Genomic DNA, 793 nt, shown 5'->3' on the forward strand with positions numbered 1-793 from the left:
CGTCGCGGCGACCGCGGCGAGTCGGAGGCGGGTGATGCGCATGAGGTGTCCTTCGGTGTCGGGGTGGATCGAGGAGTGGTCAGCGGGTACGCGCGCGGGCGCGAACCCATTCGGTGAGGGCGGGCAGGAGTTCGGGAAGCGTGTCGGCGCGGAAGTCCGGGGCGGCGTCGGGGTCGGGATAGCCGCCGACCAGCGCCGTCGCGTGGCCGCGGGCGTGGGCCGGAGCCAGGTCGTTGCGCCAGATGTCGCCGACGGCGAGCACCTCGGCATCCGCATCCAGCTCGTCCAGCAGCGCGGCGAGCCCGTCGGGCTTGCCCGCGTCGACGACGACGCGGTCGAAAAGCCCTTCCAGCGCGAGCGCCGTCAGCGCCTCCGGAATGCGCACGCCGGGCGCGTTGGTGACCAGGATGCGCTCCGCGTCGACGGTCGCGAGGAAGGTGGCGAGGCCCTCGGGAGCGAGAACGGGAGCGTCGTCGGACGCGAGCTGTGCGCGGCTGGCGGCGTAGCCGCGCGCGAGGTGCTCGGGGGCGGCTCCGGCCGCGACGGCGCGCACCCGCACGAGGTCGTAGGCGTCGATGGCGTCGTCGCCGTCGGCGAGGCCGGTGGCGATCTCATCGACGAACGACGGCGACAGTCCGGCCTCGGTGGCGACGGCGCGGGCGTACGCGCGCACCGGCCCGTCGCCGAGGGCGACGGTACCGTCGAAGTCGAAGATGAGAATGGGACGAGGCACGGATCTCCCTGCGGGTGACGAACGCGTCCGTGAAGCTGGACGCTTTGTCCATAGTGAAGG

At 73.1% G+C, this 793-nt stretch carries 1 protein-coding gene; it reads right to left on the bottom strand.

Annotated elements, in window-relative coordinates:
- Positions 1-79: 79 nt before the first annotated feature.
- Positions 80-733 (bottom strand): HAD family hydrolase, encoded by a 654-nt coding sequence (locus tag I5I_RS15560; protein WP_036321915.1) that lies wholly within the window; start codon positions 731-733, stop codon positions 80-82.
- Between the last annotated feature and the right edge of the window lie 60 nt (positions 734-793).

Origin of the sequence: Microbacterium sp. B24, assembly GCF_000333415.1 — a bacterium.
GTDB lineage: Bacteria > Actinomycetota > Actinomycetes > Actinomycetales > Microbacteriaceae > Microbacterium.